Source organism: Nocardiopsis sp. TNDT3, assembly GCF_003427465.1.
GTDB lineage: Bacteria > Actinomycetota > Actinomycetes > Streptosporangiales > Streptosporangiaceae > Nocardiopsis > Nocardiopsis dassonvillei.
The window spans coordinates 1-14,840 of record NZ_QPFC01000380.1; the positions used below are offsets into that span (position 1 = coordinate 1).

The following is a 14,840-nucleotide window of genomic DNA, read 5'->3' on the forward strand; positions in this document are numbered from 1 at the left end:
CCTCCCCGCATCCGGGACAGGGGAGGGCGCACGGCCGTGGGCGAACCGGTCCTCAGCCCTCGGGAGTCGGCGCGGGCGGTCCCGGGCACGTTCGCGTGGTGGTCCGCCCGGTGTTGAAGAAGTCCACGGCCGCCGCGGCGCAGTCCAGGCCCGACAGGGTCCCGTGCCCGTCGTCCTCCACACTCATGACCTCTCCGCCGACGACCCGCCTCATGTCCAGCGCCCAGTCGTGCGGGGTGACCATCTCGTTGACGTGGCCCACCAGTTGCAGAGGGCTGTCCCCGTGGGTCAGGTCGGGAGCCGCGCCCTCCTCGGGCCAGCCGACACAGGAGTGCTCGTAGAAGCCCAGGGTGCCCATGACGGGGTACCGTTCGGCCCGCTCCAACCGGTTCTGCCACACCTGGTCGAAGTCGCGCGGGCTGTCGGAGTCGTTGCAGAGCAGTGACACCTGAGCGAAGGCGTCGAAGACGGGTTCGGAGTCCCAACCGGCGCCGGAGACCGGTCCGCGGGCGACCCCTGTCCCGGGCACGCCTCCGTCGAGGAGCGTGACGAGGGAGCGGGCGTTGGCGGGCCATTCGCGTTCGGGGGTGGCCAGCAGCGCGGTCACGGCGCCGCCGTCGACGACCGTCCCGTCGGGGCCGGTGCGGGGCTCATCGGCCAGTTCCTCCCGCAGCCCGTAGACCTCGTCCCGGATGCGGTCGGACTCCGTGCCGAGCCCGTAGTGGTCGTCGTGCTCGGCCAGCCAGTCGGTGAAGCGGTGGAACGCGGCCTGGGCGGCCATGGCCTGCCCCTCGTCCAACATGGTGACACTGGCCTCGGGCGACATCACCGAGTCCAGGAGCATGGCCTCGACCCGGTCGTCGTGCATCGACCTGTAGGCGGCGCCGAGCAGGGTTCCCCAGGACACTCCGTAGAAACCGATCGTCTCCGCTCCCAGCGCCTCGCGGATCAGATCCATGTCCCGGGCCACGTTCTCCGCGGTCAGCGAGTCCACGAACTCGGGATCCCGGGTGTGGCATTCGCGATTGATCCGGCTCTGCTCCTCGGCGACGTGCCGTGCGCTCTCCTCGTCGCTCAGGCCGGGGGCGGGGGCGGTCCCCTCCAGACCGCACTCCACGGCGTCGCTGTAACCCACGCCGCGCGGATCGAAGCCCACGAGGTCGTGGTCCAGCGCCAGGTCCGCGGCCTCGCTGTCGAGGATGCGCCCGGGCATGGTCACGCCCGGATGCCCCGGGCCGCCGGGGTTAAACAGGATGGGATAGGTGTTCTCCCCGGTGGCGGGCACACGGGTCACGGCTATGCCGATCGTGCGCCCGTCGGGGTCCTCGTGGTCCAAGGGCACCGGGACGGTGGCGCACAGGGTGCGGTCGTCGTTCCCGTCCCACCCCCGGGCGACGTCGGAGCACAGCCGCCACTCCGGTTCCGGGCCCGGGGCTGCCGAGGCGGGGGCGGCAACGCCGGTGAGCAACAGTCCGGAGGCCGCGGCCAGCGCGGCGCTTCGGGCGAGGAGCACGGGTGTTCTCCATTCACAAGGCTCTGTACGGGGTCCACCGTCCGTGGTCGGACGGTGGGAGCCCTCCGCACGCTACCGGCGACCGCTCCGCGCGCGCCTCCCCCGAACGGAGGACCCGCAGGACCTCCCATGGTGGGGACGGACCGGGCCCGACGGGCTTTGGCCGATCCCCCCGCACCGGCTTTCGTCAGGGGGTCACCCGGTCCGAGGTCGGCGCGTGTCCGGTACGCAGGGGCGGCACGGGGCGTCGGGGCCCTCAGGCCCCCTGTGTGCCGATCCGGACGAACTCGTCCTGGCTGATGAGCAGGTCGTGGTCGGTGTCGACGTCGAGGGCGAAGGCGTGCAGCGCGCTCATGCGGTCGAGTCCCAGATCCCGCTCGGCGTACACCAGCCACTCGTGGATGTTGATGGAGCCGTCCTGGTCCGTGTCGAGCCGGGTGAACAGGTCGCGTGCTTCCTGCTCGGTCGTGGTGCTGGGCAGAAACTTCTCGGGCATGGTGGTGTGCTCTTCTTCGTTCGTGGGATCGGCCGGGGTGTGACCGTCTGCGGTACGTGTGCCCATCGTCCCACCGGAAGGGGCCGCTCCGCCGCCGGAGTTCCCGGATGCCGTCTCCGCGGTGGCGCGCACCTGGTTCTTCCGGCCGCCGGGCCGCCCGCGCCTGGCTGGTCCGCGCCCCGGCGGATGAGGAAGCCGACTGCCTCCGAGCCGCCTCGGGCGCGGGCGTCAGGAGGACTGGCGCTGCGCGCGCCACTCCGGAGCGAGCACCGACCAGACCTCCATGTCGTGGCGCTCGCCCCGGTAGACGTAGCTCTCCCGCAGCACGCCGTCCCGCGTCATCCCGAGCCGCCGGGCCACGGCGGTGCTGGCCTCGTTCGCTGACGAGGCGTGCCATTCCACCCGGTGGACGCCCCGCTCCTCGACGGCCCAGTCGATGATCCGCCGCGCGGCCCTGGTCACCAGCCCTCGCCCCACGGCTGACGGTTCCAGCCAGCAGCCCGCCTCGGCGGTGCCGTGCTTGAGGTCCATCGTGCGGAAGAGGACGCCGCCGAGCAGCTTGTCGCCCGACCAGATTCCGTAGATCCCTCCGGTGTCGGTGGCGGCCTTCTCCGCGTACGAGCGCAGGTAGGACCGGCTCGACTCCAGGTCCACGATGACGTCCGGGAGCGCGATGTAGCGTCCGATGAACTCGCGCCCCCGGTCGATGTTGGCCAGGAACTCCTCGGCGTGCCGGGGTTCGAGCGGGCGCAGTTCAGCGCCGTCCACATCCAGGGGCAACGCGAACATCGCCGACCTCCATAACCGATCAGTACACATGGTGGACGGGATCATCCCATGGCGGTGTCGTCGGACTCCGCCTCGGGTCGCGGTCGGCGACCCGGTGCGTCCTGTACGTCTGGAGCTCCCCGTGCGAACCAAGGGAGGTCCCGCGAGGTCGGGCAGCCGCTCAGCCGCGCGGGCCCTCCCAACGGCCGCCGACCACCTCGGGCACCAGGTCGAACCGGTCGAGGAACGCCTGGACCAGCTTCTCCACGTCGCTGGAGCCGGACGCGCACCACGCCTGGTGGCCGCTGTTGAGCACGGACAGGAACACCGAGGCCAGGACCCCCGGGCGGGGGTCGGTGACCGGGTCCGCGCCGGTGCGCTCGCCCAGCGCCCGGGCCAGCCGCTCCTGCCTGCGGTGGCAGTAGCGCATGTTGACCTCGATCAGCTCGGGGCTCTCGGACACCAGTCCCATGGCGCTGCCCCGGAGGTGGAGCATCTCGCGTTCGAGGTAGGCCCAGTGGTCGAGCATCGCGTTGCGCAGCGCGGTGAACGGCGGCTCCTCGGCGGGGCGGGCCAGCAGGGCCGCGAACAGCTGCTCGTCGAGGTCCTCGACCGCCTCCAGGACCACGTCCTCCTTGGAGCCGAAGTAGCGGAAGAACGTGCGCTGGGAGACCCCGACGCAGGAGGCGATCTCCTCTGTCGTCGTCCGCTGGTAACCGTTCTCGTGGAACAGGCGCAGCGCCGACTCCATGAGGGACTCGCGCATCCGGGCCTTCTTGCGCTCGCGCAGCCCGAGCTGCTCCTCCGGTTCGGCGCTCGTCGTGCTCATGGACGTGCCTCCCGCGTGTTGGCTCTGCCCGCTGATTCCGGCCCTGTCGACCGAGGATACCGTGTGAAACAGATTACGTCAGCGGCTGACAAAACGCACTTGCTGCAAAGAGTCAGTGGCAGACATAATCATGCGGACGACGACATCGGCACCGGCACGCAGGGGGAACCATGACCGCACAGACCGTCCCGAAGGCTGCTCCGGAGACGGAGACGGAGCGGAAGCAGCGCTGGACGGAGAGCCCCTGGGCGACCCTGGTCGCCATCGCCTTCGGCGTGATGATGGTGGCGCTGGACGGCACCATCGTGGCCGTCGCCAACCCCGCGATCGGCACGAGCCTGGGCGCCTCGCTGGCCGAACTCCAGTGGGTGACCCACGGCTACCTGCTCGGCCTGGCGGTCTTCCTGATCACGGCGGGCAAGATCGGCGACCGCTTCGGCTACCGCAACACCTACCTCGTGGGCGCGGTCGGCTTCGTACTCAGCTCGGTGGCGATCGCGCTGTCGGCCGGTGTCATCATGCTCGTCGCCTTCCGGGTGCTGCAAGGGGTTTTCGGCGCGCTGCTCCTGCCCTCGGCGATGGGTCTGCTGCGCGCCAGCTTCCCGCCCAGCAAGCTCGGCCGGGCCTTCGGCGTCTTCGGCAGCCTCATCGGCGCCGCCACGGCGGGCGGCCCCATCCTGGGCGGCGTACTGGTCGGCTCCTTCGGCTGGGAGTCCGTCTTCTACATCAACGTCCCGGTGGGCGCGGTCGCCCTCGGACTCGGTCTGTGGCTGCTGGCCGCCAACAAGCCGACCGACGCCGGAAGCCGGATGGACGTGCCCGGCATCGTGCTGCTGAGCATCGCCATCTTCGCCCTGGTGTGGGCCCTGGTGGAGGCGCCCAGCGTGGGCTGGGGCCACCCCGTCACACTGGGCTCGCTCGCCGTCACGGCGGTCTTCGCCGTGGCCTTCCTGGTGTGGGAGCGGCGCCCGGAACAGCCCCTGCTCCCGCTCGCCCTGTTCGCCAACCCCTCGGTCTCCATCGGCGCCGTCCTGACGGTCGCGATGGCGCTGAGCCTGATGGGGTCGCTGTTCTTCATCACCTTCTACCTCCAGGGCGTGCGGGGCATGAGCCCCGCCCAGACCGGACTCCAGCTCATCTCCATGACCGCGCTGATGGCGGTCACCTCGCCGATCGCGGGCCGGGTCCTGGACCGGGTCGGCGCCCGGCCGCCCACGACGGTGGGCCTGCTGCTGGCGTCGGCGGGCATGTTCATGCTGTCGCTGCTGCGGACCGACACGGGAGTGCTCTACATCTCGGCCGCGTTCGTCCTGCTCGGCATGGGCCTGAGCCTGATCATGACCGGTGCCACGGCGGCCATCATCGGCAACGCGCCCGTGCGCTACGCCGGTGTGGCCTCGGCGGTGCAGCAGGCCGCCATGCAGCTGGGCGGCTCGCTCGGCACGGCGGTCCTGGGCGCGGTCATGTCCGCGACCATCGTCGCCACCCTGCCCGGCCACTTCGCCGCCGCGGGGCTGGCCGAACCCGCCGCCGAGGAGTTGGCGGACATGCAGAGCGCCGTGGCCCAGGGCGGCGCGGTGCTGCCCGAGGGCGCGACCCCGGAGGTCGTGGCGGCCGTGACCGGGGCCAGCAACCTGGCGTTCATGGAAGGGCTGCAACTCGCCTTCACCATCGCGGCGGCGGTGATGCTGGTCGCCGCGGTGCTGTCGCTGTTCATGCGCTCGGGCAGGATGACCGACGGCCCGGCCGTCCACATCTAGCCGGGAGCGGGGTCCGGTCCTGCGCGCGGAAGTCCCTTACCGGGCCGGACCTGCGCAGACCCTGGATCGGGTCCGCGCAGACGCCGAACCCGGTCCTGGGCCCGCCGGGGCGCCTCCTCGGGCCCCGGGCGCGTCGATGCCGCACGGGTTCGCGGGCACGCCGGCGGCTCTGCGGGCTCCGGGCACGCCCGTGCCGCTGGAGGCCGCGGCCCCCTGTAACCAGGAAACCGCGGAAGACGAGGCGGCACCACCCCCTGTGGACAAGGGTGGGGCCGCCTCCGACGTGCGCGTTCCCGGGCGGCAGACTTCGCGGAGCGGCGGTCTGCGCCGCCCTGCCATTCGTACGACCCGACAGGGGGCTTCTCTTGAGCGACCGCACCGGCCAGCACCGGGCCTATCTGGACGAACTGTTCGGACTCACCGGCCGCCGTGCCCTCGTGACGGGAGGGAACTCGGGCATCGGCCGCGGCGTCGCCGAGGCCCTCGGACGCGCCGGGGCGAGCGTGCACCTGGTGGCCCGCGACGCCGGACGCCTGGCCCAGACGGCGGAGGAGTTCGCCGTCCAGGGCATCGAGGTCGGCACCACCCCGGTCGACCTGGCCGACCGCGACGCGCTCGGGGAGCTCTGCGCGAGTGAACCGGTGACGGGGGCGGACATCCTGGTGACCTCGGCCGCGGTCAACCACCGGCCCCCGCTGGGGGAGACGTCGGAGGAGGTCTGGGAGGAGACGCTGGCGGTCAACCTCACCGCGCCGTACCTGCTGGGCCAGGCGTGCGGGCCGCGGATGGCCGAGCGGGGCTGGGGCCGGATCCTCAACATCGGCTCCCAGCAGACGTGGAGCGCGTTCGGCAACTCGGGGGTGTACGGCGTCAGCAAGGCCGCCGTCGGCGGGCTCTCACGCTCCCAGGCCGAGGCGTGGTCGCCCCACGGCGTCACCGCCAACACCATCATTCCCGGTTTCGTGGTCACGCCGATGACGATGCACACGGTCGCGGTGCCCGGCCGCGAGGAGGAACTCGCGGCCCGCACCATGGTCGGCCGCAACGGCCTCCCCCGCGACTTCGCCGGTCTGGCGGTCTTCCTCGCCTCGGACGCCTCCGCCTTCGTCACCGGGCAGACGCTGGCCGCCGACGGCGGGCTCAGCGTGCACTGACCCGTGGCGCGGGAGTATCCGGGAACCCGCCGAGGAAGAGGCGGCCCCACCCCTGGGGACAAGGGCGGGGCCGCCTCCGCTGTGCACGGCGACGCCGACCGCGACCGACCGACCTGACTGTCCGAAACCCCTCCGGGCCCGGACCGGTGGCTCAGGTCGTGTAGTCGGCGTTGATCCGGATGTACCCCTCGGTCAGGTCGCACCCGTAGACCGTGAAGGCGCCGTCGGCGATACCCAGGCCGACGCCGATCACCACCTCGTCGCCCTTCATGTGCTGGGCGGCGCGCTCCAGCACCTCGTCCGTGGCCTCCGCCGGGTAGGTCTCCACGTCACCGAAGGAGATCCGCACGTTGTCGGGGAGGATGTCGGTCTCCTCCTCGCACTTGCCGACCGCCATCGTCACCCGGCCCCAGTTGGGGTCCGCGCCGTGCACGGCGGTCTTCACCAGCGGGGAGTTCACCACGGCCTTGGCCACCCGCTTGGCCTGGGCGTCGTCGCGCGCGCCGGTCACGCGCACCTCGATCAGCTTGCTGGCGCCCTCGCCGTCGGAGGCGATCATCCGCACCAGTTTCAGGGCCACCTCATGCAGCGCCGCCTCGAACTCCGCCACGTCCACCGGCCCGGCCAGCCCGTTGGCGAACACCGCCGCCGAGTCGCTGGTGGAGGTGTCGGTGTCGATGCTCAGCGCGTTGAACGTGCGGTCCACCACCCGACGGAACACCTCGTCCAGCACCGGCTGCTCCAGTTCGGCGTCGGTGAAGAACCAGGCCAGCATGGTCGCCATGTTCGGCTCGATCATGCCGACTCCCTTGGCGATGCCCGTCAGCGTCGCCCCGCCCACCGTCGCCGAGGCGGTCTTGGGCCGGGTGTCGGTGGTCATCATCGCCGCGGCCGAGCGGTCCAGGTCCGCCGGGGGGAACTCCTCGGGCAGCGCGTCCAGGTAGGCGCGCACCTTCTCGATCGGGTACGGGCGGCCGATCACGCCGGTGGAGGCGACCAGCACCTCCTCGGGCGGCACCCCCGCGGCCCGAGCCACGCGCTCCTGGAGTTCGTGTGCGTGGCTGTCGCCGACCCTGCCCGTGGCCACGTTGGCGTTGCGGGCGATCACCGCGACCCCCCGCGCACTGCCGTCGGCCGCCGAGCGGCGGCTGAGCAGCACGCTGGGTCCGGCGAACCGCGACCGGGTGAACACGGCGGACACGCGGGCGGGGACCTCCGACACCACCGCGAAGAAGTCGTCGTTGGGGTCCTTGATCCCGATGTTTCCGGCCACGCCGCGGAAACCTGCGGGCACGGGGGTCTGGCTGCTCATCGTCCTCCTCGGGGCTTCTCCGGCGCCAGACTACTCCGCCGTGCGCCGCGACCCTCATTACGGCTGCGACCTGCGGGGGTTTCGTCCTGTGCACCTCCGGGACCCGTGTGACAACAACCTGATAACGGGGTATCGCCGGAAGACGAGACCACCCGGGGGGAGGCGTGTTGTGCGTGATGGTGACTGGCTCACGGAGACAGGGGCGCGGATTCGGGGCGTTCTGAAGGTGATGGTGGACGCCGGGTGGCTGCCCGGCGGGGCCGCCGTGATCGGCACCGGCGGCATGTGGGAGTTCGTCGCCGTCGGCCGCATCGACGGCGAGCACGACACCGCCCCGGACGTGGCCTACGACGTCGCTAGCCTGACGAAGGTCATGGCGACCTGGCCGCTGGTCGGCCAGGCGGTCGCCGAGGGGATCATGGACCTGGACGCCCCGATGTCGGAGTACCTGGACGTGGACCACCTGCCCGGTGCGGAGGTCACCACACGGCAGATCCTCACCCACACCGGCCGCCTCAACCCGGTGACCTGGCTGGAGAGATACGTGGGCACCGACCAGGACCTCGCGGAGGCCATCCTCGCCGACCCGTTGGAGGAACCCGGTTACGCCTACGTCGACCGCGGGTTCATCCTGCTCGGCATGCTCCTGGAACGCCTCTACGGCACGGGCCTGGACCGGCTGTCCCGCGATCTGTGGGAGCGGATGGGCATGCGCTCCACCGCATTCGGACCCCTGCCGCGTTCGCCCGGTGTTGCGCCCACCGAGCGCCGCATCCCCGGAGCCGCTCCCACCTGGGGGGTGGTGCACGACGAGGCGGCCGCGCTGATGGGCGGCGTGGCGGGGCACGCCGGGGTGTTCAGCACCGCCATCGACCTCGGCGCGTTCACCCGGGAGATCCTGCGGATGCACGACGGGGGTCAGGGACCGGTGCCGTCCTCCTACGTGCGCGCGAGCTGGCAGCCGCACGTGGACGCGGGGGCGAGGCTGTGGCGCGGCCTGGGCTGGCTGGTCACCCCGGAGGGGGTGGTCTACCACAACGGTTTCACCGGGACGAGCCTGTTCATGCACCCGCAGAGCGGCCGGTACGTGGGCGTGCTCACCAACGCCGTGCACTACGGGCGCGACCGGACCGGGCTGGTGGACCTGCGGTCGGCCGCGCGGTCGGCGCTCACGCCGCAGGCGCACGAGTCCTCGTCCTGAGACGGGCGGCGACGGCGCACGCGGGCGCTGGGAGCGCACCCACGCGGCGGACCGGGGCCGGGGCAGGGGGCGGCTGCGTCGGCAGGGAGACCCCACACGCCGCACCGCCCACGTCTTCGGTCAACGCGTGCGCGCGTCACGTCCCGGCGGGGTCCTGCCCGAAGGCGTCACGTCCCGGGGACGTCACGCCCCCGAGGCGTCGCGGATCGCCCCGGCGAGCGAGCCCAGGAGGTCGGCCAGCCCCGCGGGGCCCGGGACGACCAGGTCGGCGGCCTCGGCCACGGCGGTGACCTCGTCCGAGGACGAGCACACGTTCAGGCCCTGGACGCCCTGGGACCGCAGGCCCACCACGGCGTCGAACGCGGGCAGGTCGCCGAGGTCGTCACCGGCGTAGAGCACCGCGCGCGGGCCCGTCTCGGCGACGAGCGCGGTGAGCGCCGCGCCCTTGTCCACACCCTGTGGACGGAGCTCGACCACCATCCGGCCCGGTTCCACCTGGAGGTCCGACCGCCGCGCCAGTTCGCTCAAGGGGGGCGTGAGCAGGGCGAGCGCGCCGTCCGGGTCGGCGGTGCGCCGGGTGTGCACCGCCAGCGAGCGCCCCTTGTCCTCGATCCAGGTGCCCTCCGGGGCGCCCAGGTCGTCGAGCAGGCCGGGCAGCTCCTCGCGCACCACCGCCACGCCGGGCGGTGCGGGCGCCGCGGCCACACGCCCGTCCTCCCAGCGTTCGGCGCCGTAGTGGCCCAGCACGGTGATGCCGGGCACCCGGTCCAGGCCGCCCAGCCGCACCGCCGTCTCGGCGGGGCGGCCGGTGACCACGGCGACCGAGCCCAGGAGCCCGGCCAGGTCGGCGAGCACGTCCACGATCCCCGGGTAGGGGGCGGACGTACGCGGGTCGGCGACGATGGGCGCGAGCGTGCCGTCGAAGTCGAAGGCGGCCAGCGCCCGCTCGGGTGCGGCGAGGAAGGCGTCGAGCGCGGTGCGTCCGGCGTCCGTGCTGGGTTGGGGCAGGGACATGGAGGGCCTTTCCGGTGGGGCCGCTGATGCGGGCCGGGCGGGACCGCCAGACTACCGACGCGTCCCCGCGCCGACGTGACTCCACCGCGTGTGTGACGGTTGTTTCAGCGGATGTCCGTGCTGTGTCGGGCGCGCGGTCGGCCTCGTGGGACGGCGCTGCCGCTCTCCGCCGCGGGGGTGGCCCGGGCGGAGGGCGCCGACGGGACCGCGGGTGTCGTCACCGGGGCGCGGGGTGGGTAGGAACGACCCAAAGAAGAGGGATAGGCGGGAAACGTCAGAGCTGGATGCCCAGCTGGCGTGCGTTGCGTTGACGGCGGCGGTCGGCGCGCAGCCGACGCAGCCGCTTGACGGTCATCGGGTCGAAGGCGAGGGCCTCCGGCCGTTCCACCAGCCCGTTCAGCAGCTGGTAGTAGCGGGTCGCGGAGAACCCGAACTCGTCGCGGATCGCCTGTTCCTTGGAGCCCTCGAACTTCCACCACTGGCGTTCGAAGGCGAGGATGCGCTGCTCGCGCTCGGCGAGGGCCGACTGACCGTCTTCGGTCGGACCGATATTCGGCATGGGACACCCCCTGGACGGGAAATTGGTTTGTCCGGATCGGCCCGACTCATGCTAGCGACTCGACATGCCGGATGAGGAGCCGAAACCGCAGGACTGGCACCAGGGATACAGTTACGTTCTCTACCCCTCAGGCCACTTGTACACGCCTGAATCCTGTGCACGTGACAGAATTGCCGGGGTCCGGCCAGGGCCGCGTGGAACGTCGACCGCATCGTTCGAGGGAGCCTGACGTGCTCGGGGGCAACAGCCGCAACAGGATACACACACGCCGCGCCCGTGGCGGGGCCAGCGCGGTCTTCGCGGCCGCCACCGCCGCCGTCCTCGGTCTGACCTCGGCCCCGGCCGCGGCGGACCTGATCCCCGACTACCGGCCCGAGCAGTGGGGACTCCAGGCCGTGGGGGCGCCGCAGCTGTGGGAGGAGAACCAGGGTCAGGGCGCCACGGTCGCGCTTCCGGGCGTCTCCGTCGACGAGGGGCACCCGGACCTGGTCGACAACGTCCAGCTGGACACGCGGTTCGGTGAGAACGACGGCGACATCGAGCAGGGCAACGCCGCGGCCGGACTGGTCGCGGCCCACGGGTACGGCAGGGACGCCGACGGCGGCGTCCTGGGCGTGGCGCCCGAGGCCACCGTGCTCGTGCTGCCCACGGGGGACCAGCTCGCCGAGGCCGTGCGGTTCGCCTCCCAGGAGGGCGCCCAGGTCATCCTGCTGCCCGAGCCCGCCGGGCCCGGCCTCGCCGAGGCCACCCAGGAGGCCTCCTCCAACGGCGCGCTGGTCGTCGGCCCGGCGGGGGAGGACGAGGACCCCAACGTGCTCACCGTCGCGGGGACCGACCAGGACGGAGCCCTCATCCAGGGCGCGCCCGGGGCCGGGATGATCGCGCTGACCGCCCCCGGGGCCGACCTGGTCACGGCGGGACCGGAACCGGGCCAGGCCGAGGTGACCGGGGCTCCCTACGCCGCCGCGATGGTCGCCGGGGCCGCCGCCCTGATGCGCGCGGAGCACCCGCAGCTGCGGCCCGACCAGATCCGCGACGCCCTGGTGGACGGCTCCCAGCCCGGCCCCGACGGCCTGCCCGCGCTGCACCTGCCCAGCGCGGAGCAGCAGGCGTCCGGCGTCGCCCAGGACATCCCGCTCATCGACGAGGACCTGGCCGGGCGGGACGACCAGTCGGGGCTGGTGCCCGCGTGGGCGTGGTTCGTCACCGTCGGCGCCGTGGTGGTCCTGGGAGTGCTCATCCTGGTCGTGTGGGTGCGCCGCTCCACCGCCGACCCCTACGGCGTGAAGGCCGAGCGCCGCGAGCAGGACGAGGAGATCGCCGCCGAGCGCGCCGCCGAGGCCGCGCCCGCCAACCGCCGCCGCAAGGGCGGACGCCGCCGCAAGACGCGCGGTAACTGAGCCGCGACTGAGCGACCGGAGCCGTCCGTGCCCGCCCCTCGGGGGAGGGCGCGGACGGCTCCTGTTCGGGGCCCTCGGCTCCCACGCGCGCCGCCGCGGTGACCTGCCTCGGCTCCCCGCTCCCGGCGGGACGCCCCGGTTCCGGACGCCCTGCCACACCCCCGGTTCCGGTTCCGGACGCGCCGTAACCGGCGGGTGCACGGCACCACCGGTGTGGTGCCGCTCACACCGCCTGTGCGGACGGCGGGGCCGTTAAGCACTGGCGTCCGGCTCCGCCCGGCGGATAGCGTCCTCACCGCCGGGCGCCCCGCCCCGGGCGCGCCCACGACAGGGCGGAGAGCATATGACGCGCATGGCCGACGGCAGCGCTGGCGACGCCGACTACGGTGTCATCGCCCGCACCTACACCGACCACCGCCGCCCCGACCCGCGGATCGCGGCCGCCGTGCACCGCGCGCTCGGTGACGCGCGCACGGTCCTCAACATCGGTGCGGGCGCGGGCTCCTACGAGCCCCTCGACCGCGAGGTCACCCCGGTGGAACCCTCCGCCAGCATGCGGGCCAAACGCCCGGACACCCTGCCCGCGGCGCTCGACGCGGTCGCCGAGAGCCTCCCCTTCCCCGACGGGGCCTTCGACGCCGCCATGACCACGTTCAGCGTCCACCAGTGGCGCGACCTGGAGGCCGGGCTGGCCGAGGCCCGGCGGGTCACCGCGGGCCCCGTGGCCGTGCTCACCTGCGACCCGGACCTGGTGCGCGACTTCTGGCTCCACGAGTACGCGCCCGAGGTCCTGGACACCGAGGCCCGCCGCTACCCGGCGATCGCCGACCTGGCCGCGGGGCTGGGCGGCGCCACCAGCGTCGTGCCCGTCCCCGTGCCCCTGGACTGCTCCGACGGGTTCAACGAGGCCTACTACGGGCGGCCGGAGGGCCTGCTGGAGGTGGGCGCGCGCCTGTCCTGCTCGTCGTGGAGCTTCGTGGACGAGGCGGTGCACGAGCGGTTCACCGCCCACCTGTCCCGGGACCTGGCCGACGGGACCTGGGACCGCCGGTTCGGACACCTGAGGGGAGTGCCCGAGCTGGAGGGTTCGCTGGTGCTGGTGGTGTCGGTCCCCGACTAGGAACCGGGGCCGTACGGCCCCCGCCCGCCGACCGGGGCCCGGCGGGCGCGCCGTGCGCCTCCCCGGCCGGAACCGGACACCGGACACGGTGCGTGGTCGCCGCACGTCACGGACCCCCGACGGTCTGTCACGCCACGTCCGCGCGTGCATATGTAAGCAACGCCGGACGGGCTTGACGCGGACACCCGAGGGGACAAGGCTTTGGAGAATGTCACCCCTCGAAGCGTCTCCTCTGCCCTCTCGGGGCGAGCCGCGGGCCGGGATCGCGCCCGAGTTCCGCAACCTCGTCAACGGGCGCGTCCGCCTCTCCGAGTACGACCCCAAGTGGCCCTACCTGTTCCGGCGCGAGGACGGGAGGGTCCGCGCCGCCCTCGGCGACCGCGTGCTGCTCTTCGAGCACGTCGGCTCCACCGCCGTGCCCGGCCTCGCCGCCAAACCCTGCGTGGACCTGCTGCTCCTCGTCGCCGACTCCTCGGACGAGGCCGCCTACCTGCCCGACCTCGAAGCCGCCGGGTACCCCCTGGTGATCAGGGAGCCCGACTGGTACGAGCACCGGGTGTTCAAGGGCTCCGAGGTCAACCTCAACCTGCACGTGTTCAGCCGGGGGTGCGAGGAGGCCGAGCGCATGCGCCGCTTCCGCGACCACCTCATCGCCGACGCCGACGCGCGCGAACGCTACACGGCGGTCAAGCGCGAGCTGGTCGGGCGGACCTGGGACCGCATCCAGGACTACGCCGACGCCAAGACCGACATCATCCGCCGGCTCCTCGCCGAGGCGGACGCCGGGAGGGGCGCCACCGGCTGACCGGTTCCCGGCCGACCGGGCCGCGGCCAGGGGCGTGTACCGTCTCCCGACGGCGGACGCGCCCCCGCCTCCGGGCCCCAGCGGCCCCGGACCCGCCGATCCGCGCCCGCGGGCCCCGGGACCGCGCGGACGCGCCCCCGGCGGGCGGGAACAGCGGGCGCGACCGCGGGCGGAAACCGCGCGGACGCGCCCCGACGCCTCCGGGCTCAGCCCAGCGAGCGCAGCTGGTCCTGGAACCACCGGCGCGGCGGCAGCGCCACCGCGGCCTCGGCCAGCCGCTCCCTGCGCCCGCGCCGCTCCTCAGCGGGCATCGACAGCGCCTCGTGCAGCGCCTCCGCCGTCTCCACGGTGTCGTAGGGGTTGACCAGCAGCGCGTGCCCGCCCAGCTCGTCGGCCGCCCCCGCCTCGTGCGACAGCACCAGCACCGAGTCCCGCTCCGACAGGACCGGGCCCTCCTTGGCCACCAGGTTCATGCCGTCCCGGATCGGGTTGACCAGCAGCACGTCGGCCAGCTGGAACGAGGCCAGCGAACGCGGGTAGTCGTCGTTGACCTCCAGGATCAGGGGCGTCCACTCGGGGGTCGCGAACTCCTCGTTGATCTCCTTGGCGGTCCGCAGCACCGCGTCGGTGTACTCGCGGTACTCCGGCACGTCGCCCCGGCTCGGGTAGGCGAACGCCAAGTGGGTCACCCGACCCCGCCACTCGGGGCGGGCGGTCAGCAGCTCGCGGTAGGCCTCCAGGCCCCGCACGATGTTCTTGGACAGCTCCGTGCGGTCCACCCGCACGATCAGCCTCGTGTCGCCGACCGCCTCCTCCAGGGTGCTCCGGCGCGAGGCCACGGCCGGGTCGGCGGCGCTCTGGCGCAGCCCCTCCCCGTCCGCGCCCAGGGCGTGCACGCCCACCCCGACC

At 73.1% G+C, this 14,840-nt stretch carries 14 protein-coding genes; 6 read left to right on the top strand and 8 right to left on the bottom strand.

Annotation, left to right across the window (positions count from 1 at the left end; translation table 11 throughout):
* Nucleotides 1-52 precede the first annotated feature (52 nt).
* The 4 genes from DQW06_RS10070 to DQW06_RS10085 all read right to left on the bottom strand — a co-directional run bounded on the left by DQW06_RS10070 (nt 53) and on the right by DQW06_RS10085 (nt 3,606).
* Complete coding sequence (locus DQW06_RS10070; protein WP_117198341.1) at nt 53-1,513, bottom strand: alpha/beta fold hydrolase; 1,461 nt, start codon at nt 1,511-1,513, stop codon at nt 53-55.
* Between the two features lie 256 nt (nt 1,514-1,769).
* Nucleotides 1,770-2,009 (bottom strand): EF-hand domain-containing protein, encoded by a 240-nt coding sequence (locus DQW06_RS10075; RefSeq protein ID WP_013155217.1) that lies wholly within the window; start codon nt 2,007-2,009, stop codon nt 1,770-1,772.
* Nucleotides 2,010-2,237: 228 nt separating this feature from the next.
* On the bottom strand, nt 2,238-2,798 hold the full coding sequence (locus DQW06_RS10080; protein WP_013155216.1) for a GNAT family N-acetyltransferase: 561 nt from the start codon (nt 2,796-2,798) through the stop codon (nt 2,238-2,240).
* 160 nt (nt 2,799-2,958) lie between these two features.
* Complete coding sequence (locus DQW06_RS10085; protein WP_013155215.1) at nt 2,959-3,606, bottom strand: TetR/AcrR family transcriptional regulator; 648 nt, start codon at nt 3,604-3,606, stop codon at nt 2,959-2,961.
* Between the two features lie 170 nt (nt 3,607-3,776).
* On the opposite strand from DQW06_RS10085, the gene DQW06_RS10090 reads away from it, so the two are divergent.
* Nucleotides 3,777-5,366, top strand: coding sequence for a DHA2 family efflux MFS transporter permease subunit (locus DQW06_RS10090; protein ID WP_013155214.1), 1,590 nt, complete (start codon nt 3,777-3,779; stop codon nt 5,364-5,366).
* 365 nt (nt 5,367-5,731) lie between these two features.
* Nucleotides 5,732-6,520, top strand: a complete 789-nt coding sequence (locus tag DQW06_RS10095; protein ID WP_013155213.1) for an SDR family NAD(P)-dependent oxidoreductase — start codon at nt 5,732-5,734, stop codon at nt 6,518-6,520.
* Between the two features lie 151 nt (nt 6,521-6,671).
* Here DQW06_RS10095 and argJ read toward each other — a convergent pair whose 3' ends face one another.
* Nucleotides 6,672-7,832, bottom strand: a complete 1,161-nt coding sequence (gene argJ, locus DQW06_RS10100; protein ID WP_013155212.1) for a bifunctional glutamate N-acetyltransferase/amino-acid acetyltransferase ArgJ — start codon at nt 7,830-7,832, stop codon at nt 6,672-6,674.
* 169 nt (nt 7,833-8,001) lie between these two features.
* On the opposite strand from argJ, the gene DQW06_RS10105 reads away from it, so the two are divergent.
* Nucleotides 8,002-9,033: a serine hydrolase gene (locus tag DQW06_RS10105; RefSeq protein ID WP_013155211.1), complete on the top strand. Its 1,032-nt coding sequence runs from the start codon at nt 8,002-8,004 to the stop codon at nt 9,031-9,033.
* Nucleotides 9,034-9,216: 183 nt separating this feature from the next.
* On the opposite strand, the gene otsB is transcribed toward DQW06_RS10105, so the two are convergent.
* Complete coding sequence (gene otsB / locus DQW06_RS10110; protein ID WP_013155210.1) at nt 9,217-10,047, bottom strand: trehalose-phosphatase; 831 nt, start codon at nt 10,045-10,047, stop codon at nt 9,217-9,219.
* Nucleotides 10,048-10,321: 274 nt separating this feature from the next.
* Nucleotides 10,322-10,606: a DUF3263 domain-containing protein gene (locus DQW06_RS10115; protein ID WP_013155209.1), complete on the bottom strand. Its 285-nt coding sequence runs from the start codon at nt 10,604-10,606 to the stop codon at nt 10,322-10,324.
* Between the two features lie 230 nt (nt 10,607-10,836).
* Here DQW06_RS10115 and DQW06_RS10120 point away from each other — a divergent pair, with 230 nt between their 5' ends.
* The 3 genes from DQW06_RS10120 to DQW06_RS10130 all read left to right on the top strand — a co-directional run bounded on the left by DQW06_RS10120 (nt 10,837) and on the right by DQW06_RS10130 (nt 13,931).
* Nucleotides 10,837-12,006 carry a S8 family serine peptidase gene (locus tag DQW06_RS10120; protein ID WP_013155208.1) on the top strand — a complete coding sequence of 390 codons (1,170 nt, stop codon included), beginning with the start codon at nt 10,837-10,839 and terminating at the stop codon, nt 12,004-12,006.
* A gap of 343 nt (nt 12,007-12,349) precedes the next feature.
* On the top strand, nt 12,350-13,126 hold the full coding sequence (locus DQW06_RS10125) for a class I SAM-dependent methyltransferase (RefSeq protein WP_071622820.1): 777 nt from the start codon (nt 12,350-12,352) through the stop codon (nt 13,124-13,126).
* A 208-nt stretch (nt 13,127-13,334) separates the two neighbouring features.
* Nucleotides 13,335-13,931 carry a GrpB family protein gene (locus DQW06_RS10130; protein WP_013155206.1) on the top strand — a complete coding sequence of 199 codons (597 nt, stop codon included), beginning with the start codon at nt 13,335-13,337 and terminating at the stop codon, nt 13,929-13,931.
* 206 nt (nt 13,932-14,137) lie between these two features.
* Here DQW06_RS10130 and DQW06_RS10135 read toward each other — a convergent pair.
* Nucleotides 14,138-14,840, bottom strand: a 703-nt coding sequence (locus DQW06_RS10135; protein ID WP_198662419.1) for a trehalose-6-phosphate synthase, incomplete at its 5' end; no start/stop codon positions are given.

Coding starts and splice junctions, on each gene's coding strand:
- DQW06_RS10075 (WP_013155217.1), bottom strand. CDS start 2,009: ATGCCCGAGAAGTTTCTGCCCAGCACCACGACCGAGCAGGAAGCACGC.
- DQW06_RS10090 (WP_013155214.1), top strand. CDS start 3,777: ATGACCGCACAGACCGTCCCGAAGGCTGCTCCGGAGACGGAGACGGAG.
- otsB (WP_013155210.1), bottom strand. CDS start 10,047: ATGTCCCTGCCCCAACCCAGCACGGACGCCGGACGCACCGCGCTCGAC.
- DQW06_RS10080 (WP_013155216.1), bottom strand. CDS start 2,798: ATGTTCGCGTTGCCCCTGGATGTGGACGGCGCTGAACTGCGCCCGCTC.
- DQW06_RS10115 (WP_013155209.1), bottom strand. CDS start 10,606: ATGCCGAATATCGGTCCGACCGAAGACGGTCAGTCGGCCCTCGCCGAG.
- DQW06_RS10125 (WP_071622820.1), top strand. CDS start 12,350: ATGACGCGCATGGCCGACGGCAGCGCTGGCGACGCCGACTACGGTGTC.
- argJ (WP_013155212.1), bottom strand. CDS start 7,832: ATGAGCAGCCAGACCCCCGTGCCCGCAGGTTTCCGCGGCGTGGCCGGA.
- DQW06_RS10130 (WP_013155206.1), top strand. CDS start 13,335: ATGTCACCCCTCGAAGCGTCTCCTCTGCCCTCTCGGGGCGAGCCGCGG.
- DQW06_RS10085 (WP_013155215.1), bottom strand. CDS start 3,606: ATGAGCACGACGAGCGCCGAACCGGAGGAGCAGCTCGGGCTGCGCGAG.